The 262-nt window shown below is 48.5% G+C and carries 2 tRNA genes; both read right to left on the minus strand.

The features are described from left to right. Window positions 1–46 precede the first annotated feature (46 nt). Window positions 47–123: transfer RNA gene (locus tag AB4589_RS25425), tRNA-Ala, on the minus strand. A 24-nt stretch (window positions 124–147) separates the two neighbouring features. Continuing rightward, window positions 148–223, minus strand: a tRNA-Lys gene (locus AB4589_RS25430). Between the last annotated feature and the right edge of the window lie 39 nt (window positions 224–262).

The raw sequence follows: 262 nt of genomic DNA on the forward strand, positions 1-262 counted from the left end.
AACTGAGCTAATCGCCCATAAAAGTTTTAATTCCTTATGGAAGGAATGGTGGAGCTATGCGGGATCGAACCGCAGACCTCCTGCGTGCAAGGCAGGCGCTCTCCCAACTGAGCTAATCGCCCCAAATTTTATTTCCTTGGGAGGAAATGGTGGGTCGTGCAGGATTCGAACCTGCGACCAATTGATTAAAAGTCAACTGCTCTACCAACTGAGCTAACGACCCTTTTTACTTCTTGAAGGAAGTGGTATCCCGTAGGGGAGT

This window comes from Vibrio sp. 10N.222.49.A3 (genome assembly GCF_041475145.1).
GTDB classification, from domain to species: Bacteria; Pseudomonadota; Gammaproteobacteria; order Enterobacterales; family Vibrionaceae; genus Vibrio; species Vibrio tasmaniensis_A.